General features: G+C 69.9%; 3 protein-coding genes and 2 pseudogenes. 1 reads left to right on the forward strand and 4 read right to left on the reverse strand.

The annotated features are described in order from the left end of the window. Positions 1 to 112: 112 nt before the first annotated feature. On the reverse strand, positions 113 to 379 hold the full coding sequence (locus GSF22_RS30625; protein ID WP_208817394.1) for a hypothetical protein: 267 nt from the start codon (positions 377 to 379) through the stop codon (positions 113 to 115). A gap of 35 nt (positions 380 to 414) precedes the next feature. Then, entirely contained in the window at positions 415 to 1170 is a 756-nt protein-coding gene (locus tag GSF22_RS30630) for a polysaccharide deacetylase family protein (RefSeq protein ID WP_208817395.1), read from the reverse strand. A gap of 133 nt (positions 1171 to 1303) precedes the next feature. Between GSF22_RS30630 and GSF22_RS30635 the strand changes: the two genes are divergently transcribed. Beyond that, the gene (locus GSF22_RS30635; protein WP_208817396.1) at positions 1304 to 2254 is read left to right on the forward strand and encodes an FCD domain-containing protein; all 951 of its coding nucleotides are present in this window, start codon (positions 1304 to 1306) and stop codon (positions 2252 to 2254) included. Between the two features lie 82 nt (positions 2255 to 2336). Here the strand turns inward: GSF22_RS30635 and GSF22_RS30640 are convergent. Both GSF22_RS30640 and GSF22_RS36045 read right to left on the reverse strand, forming a co-directional pair. After that, a pseudogene (locus tag GSF22_RS30640) lies at positions 2337 to 3044 on the reverse strand (IS3 family transposase); the annotation flags it as partial. Between the two features lie 520 nt (positions 3045 to 3564). After that, positions 3565 to 4296: pseudogene (locus GSF22_RS36045) on the reverse strand (Hsp70 family protein); the annotation flags it as partial. Positions 4297 to 4783 lie beyond the last annotated feature (487 nt).

Here is a 4783-nt window from a genome sequence, read left to right on the forward strand (position 1 = left end):
CGCCCAAAAGCAGTGGGGCAGACCTGAGCCTCTACGCCGTCCTGCGGCAACTGCAGTACCTACTCGCGACCTGGCTCGGGTTCTGCCCTCTCTGCCACCAACTCGTCCCAACCTAACAAAGCACTACTAGGCGCTCGCGGTCCAGGTCAACCATCATGGGCGCGATGCCGGGCAGCCGGGACATTGCCTCCGCCTCGGCAAGAACCCGCCGGGGGTCCGCCGTCCAGTCGTCGTCGACCGCCAGCCGCTCCCGTGGCTGCTTGCACAGCAAGCCACCCACCTGCACAACCACGCCGGACACCCCGCCGGACATGGCTCGCACGGGTGCCGGGTCGGCAGCGTCGAGCAGGCCACGATCGCGCAGGTACTCGACCCACACGTGGGGCTCGTCGGCGGCCGGCGGCGGTACGGGCGTCAGCACGGTGCCGTGCCCGCCTCGGCCGACAGCCGGCCAGCCGTGGTGAAGCGGATGCCGTCGGTGGCAAGTTTGTGGAGCCAGCCGCTGAACGCCCGCCAGCGATCGTCGTCGACCGCAACGAAGAACGGGTGGGCGTCGACGGTCATCGGCGCGCCGGTCGCCGCCGCCGTAGCGAGTTCGTCGTCCCACCGCTCGATCAACGTCGCGGCCGTCGCCGGATCATCTGGGTGCAGCACGCACTGCCAGTAGTCGACCCAGGCCCAACGGAACGGCACGTTGACGAGGCCACCGGCCACCACCCGCGGCCGGCCGTCAGGGTCGTCGTCGGCGTCGAGCAGCGAACTGTCGTAGCCAAACCCGAGGTCGGCGAGCAATGGGAGGGTGTCCCGGCCGACGTATCCGCCGGGGGCGCGGAACCCCGGCTCGGCCACGCCGAGGCGCCGCAGCGCGGCCAGACCGTCAACGAGGATCCGCTCACGCTGCCCGATGGCCAGGTCGAGCCACCGCTCGTGCACCCAGCCGTGCAGCCCGACTTCGTGTCCCCGCGCGAGGAGTTGCTCGATCCGGTCCGGGTGGTGCAAACCGTTCCAGCCCTCGACGAAGAACGTGGCTGTCAGGCCGAGTTCGTCGAGCAAGCCCAGCAGCCGGGGGAACCCGACGGCCAGATCCGCAGACGCCGGATCTGGCCGGTTGACCTCGCCTCGGCCGACGTCCCGAGCCCGGCCCATGTGGTCGAAGGTCAGGGCGAGCACGGGACGGGACAGTGGGCCCGAGCCAACTGCGTCGGTAAGATGCATGCGGTTGCACATAGTGCGGTGAGCGTACGGGTGGAATCCTGCATGCGCAAGCATCTAGAATGGCGGCATGACGTCTGGAGGCTCGTCGATGCAAGCGGACTACCAGGCATGGCAGGAGTTCACCCGCGCGCAGGCCACCGTCGCGAAAGTGCTGGACGAGAACCTCCAGCGTGAGTGCGGCCTCCCGCTACGCTGGTTCGAGGCCCTGGCCGCACTGGTCAAGAGCGACGGGCAGGCCCTAGTCCAGCAGGATCTGAGCACTGCCCTCTGCATGAGCCAGAGCGCCACCAGCCGGCTCGTCACCCGACTGGAGCAGAGCGGGCTGGTGCGGCGCTGCAAGATCGGAGACGACGGGCGGGCCGTAACGGTCGAACTGACCGCAGCAGGCGACTCGGCCTACCGTCGGGCCGAGCCCCGATACCTTAGCCACATCACCGAGCAGTTCGGCACGCACATGTCCGACATAAACATCGCCCGCTTCCGGACTGCGATGCGCCGGCTCGGCCAGCCGTCCTCGGGCGGCTCCGACGCGCCACAATCCCCCGTCCACCTGCTCGGTTTCGGCGAGTCCATCCTCGCGATCAGCGCCGACCCGGTAGGGGTCGCCGACGCGCTACACGTACGCGACGCGCTCGAACCGCTCGTGCTGCTGGAGGCCGCGCAGTACCGGACCGTCGAAGACATCGCGGACTGCCGGGCACTCATCGCGAACATGGAACGCTGCATTGACAACCCAGAGCAGTACTACCGAACCGACTGGCGCCTGCACGGCCGGCTCGCCGCGATCTGCCGCAACGCCGTGCTGCGCACCACCTACCTCGGCCTGCTGGCCGCGCTCGAATCCCACCTCGACACCGTCGTGCGCACCGACAACGACGCCGACTACATACGGCGCCGGATGTCGATCCACCGGGAGATAGTCGAGGCCGTAGCCTCAAGCAACACCCAGCGCGTGCTCCGGGCCACGGACGCACACAGGTTTATGGGCATCCGCACCGAGTCGGTCGCCGGCCGTGACAACACGGCACAGCACATCTGACGTGGGAGTGTGTCGATTTCGGCTCTGTCTCACATTTGGTGGTGACGGAGGGTGAGGTTCCCCCCGGGATGTGGACACCGGGTTATGCCGCGATCTGATGCAGTGTAGTCGGTGTGAGGGCCTGTTCGTAGTCGGCAGGGCTGAGGTAGCCCAGCGCGGAGTGGCGGCGCCGGTGGTTGTAGAAGGCGATCCACCGGAACACGTCGCGGCGGGCGTCGGCCTCGGTGGCCCAGCGGCGGTGGTCGACATCGAGTTCTCGTTTGAGGGTGGCGAAGAACGCCTCGGCCAGGGCGTTGTCGTACGACGAGCCGATTCGCCCCATGGAGCGGCGGATGCCGTGTCGTTGGCAGACGTCGGCGAAGTCACCGCTGCCGTATTGGGCGCCCCTGTCGGCGTGGAAGATGACGCCGTCGACCCGGCCGCCGCGGGCGGCGACCGCGGCGGCGAGGGCATCGATGACCAGGCTCGTGCGCATGTGGGTGTTGATCGACCAGCCGATCAGTCTGCGGGTGGCGATGTCGATGACCGTGGCCAGATACAGCCAGCCGGTGCCGACGCGTAGGTAGGTGATGTCGCCGCACCAGCGCTGGTCGGGTGCGGTGGCGGTGAAGTCCCGGCCGATCAGGTCCGGCACCGGCGGGGCGGCCGGATCCGGGATGGTGGTGCGTTTGCGGCGGCGTAGGTGCCGGCCCACGACGTCGCGTTGCCGCATGATCCGCTCGACCCGCTTGCGGTTGACCCGCACGCCCCGGGCACGCAGTTCGACGGTCACCCGGGGCGATCCGTAGGCGCCAGCCGTGGCGCGGGGTCCGCCACCCCCGGGCGGCGACCAGCGCCACCAGGGCCGCCAGGACGATGGTCGGGATCAGCGGGAGCAGTGTCCACCGCAGGAATGGCCGTAACTCGAGGCTGAGGTAGCTGGCGCCGACGACGGCGTACACGGCGGCGACGGTCATGCCGAGCCCGATCGCGGTGAGGATCCCGGTCCCGACTTGCCCACCCACCGACCGTGCCGGGCGGTCGGTGTCGGCCGGGGTGGCCAGCGATCCGAGGATCGTTCCGGCGGACAGGCAGGCGATCAGCGCGAACATCGCCGCCATCGCCAGCTCACCCCAGTTGGCGTTCACCCAGTAGTGCACGGACAGCACAGTGTTGTTGCGTTCGGCGGTGAGGAAGAAGTGGGCGAGCAGCCACAGTGACGCCAACCCCGGTACGGCGATACTCAACGCGCGCCGTACTGGCGGGACCTCCGGCTCGGCCACGGCTACCGGCCCGCCAGGCGGTGTGGTGCCGGCGTCGGCGGCACCCCGGGCCGCCGCTGTCTGCGGGTCCGGCAGCACCACCGGCACCACACCGAGGTGTTCACCGAGTACCTGCCCGGTCGCGGGCATCCGCGCCGACCCACCGACCAGGTACACACCGGTGACCTGGTCGGTGCTGATCTCGGCGGCGGCGACCGCCTCGACGGCCAGTTTTCCGGCCCGTTCCCACACCGGCCGGGCCGTCTGTTCCACCATCAACCCGCTGACCACCACCGGCGGACCACCGGGGACCGGCACCGTCACCGCCGCATGGTCGGACAGGGATTCCTTCCCGGCGCGGATACTCGCCACGACCGGCCACCCGCCCGCTGTCGTGATGCTGCCGTCGGCGGGTAGCAGCAGACCCGCCAGGGCGTCGTCGACGCCCAGCCCGCCGGCATCCGGATCGGTCAGCGTGGACAGCACCTCGACCCCCGCCGGCCCACGCCGCAGCACGGTCACCTCGAAACCGCCACCGGCGTCACACATCACCAGGTAGGACCCCACCGGCATCTGCGCGCCGGTGGCGAGCAGATGCTCGGCCACCGCCACCGGGGCCTCCACCAGGCGGGGCTGGCCCAGACCGGCCCGGTGCGCGGCCTGCCGCAACCAGGTCCGCCGCCTCGGCCCCCACCCCGCCGGCACGACCAGCCGCACATCCGCGACTGGTCCGCCCGCCACGCGCGTCGCCTCGCCGGCCACCCGCCGCAACGTCGCCGCGACCAGGTCCACCACCTCCACCGTGGTGCCACCGACGTCGACCGGACCGGGTACCGGTCCGCAGCGGCGCCGACACGAACCGGTTCGGGTCCGTCGCTGCCGCCTGCCACGCCCGCGTCCCCACCACCACCGGCCCGTCCGAGGGCACCCACACCGCGCTCGACAGCACCGGAATCCCGTCGAACAACAGTGGCGTCCACCGGCCGTCGGGCCATGCGATCACCGCGACTGTGCTGGCGCTGCCACAGTCGACCGCCAGCCGTACCTCCCCAGGCTGCATAGACCTCAGTCAAACATGAGAGCGACATTCACGTCATCCCGCTAACCAGGCATGCCAGGGCACTAAGGCGTGTTTCAGAAGTCGTGGTGGCCGATGAAGGCCCCGGCGTGGCGGTGATCGACAACTGAAGAGGTCTCCGGTATCTGGTTCTGCGACCAAGCAAGAACTTCATACCGGAGACCTCGTGGCCAGCGTAGCGGTGACGAGGCGGCACGACCTCACCGACGC

It is taken from the genome of Micromonospora echinofusca, from assembly GCF_017614955.1.
Taxonomy (GTDB): Bacteria; Actinomycetota; Actinomycetes; order Mycobacteriales; family Micromonosporaceae; genus Micromonospora; species Micromonospora echinofusca_A.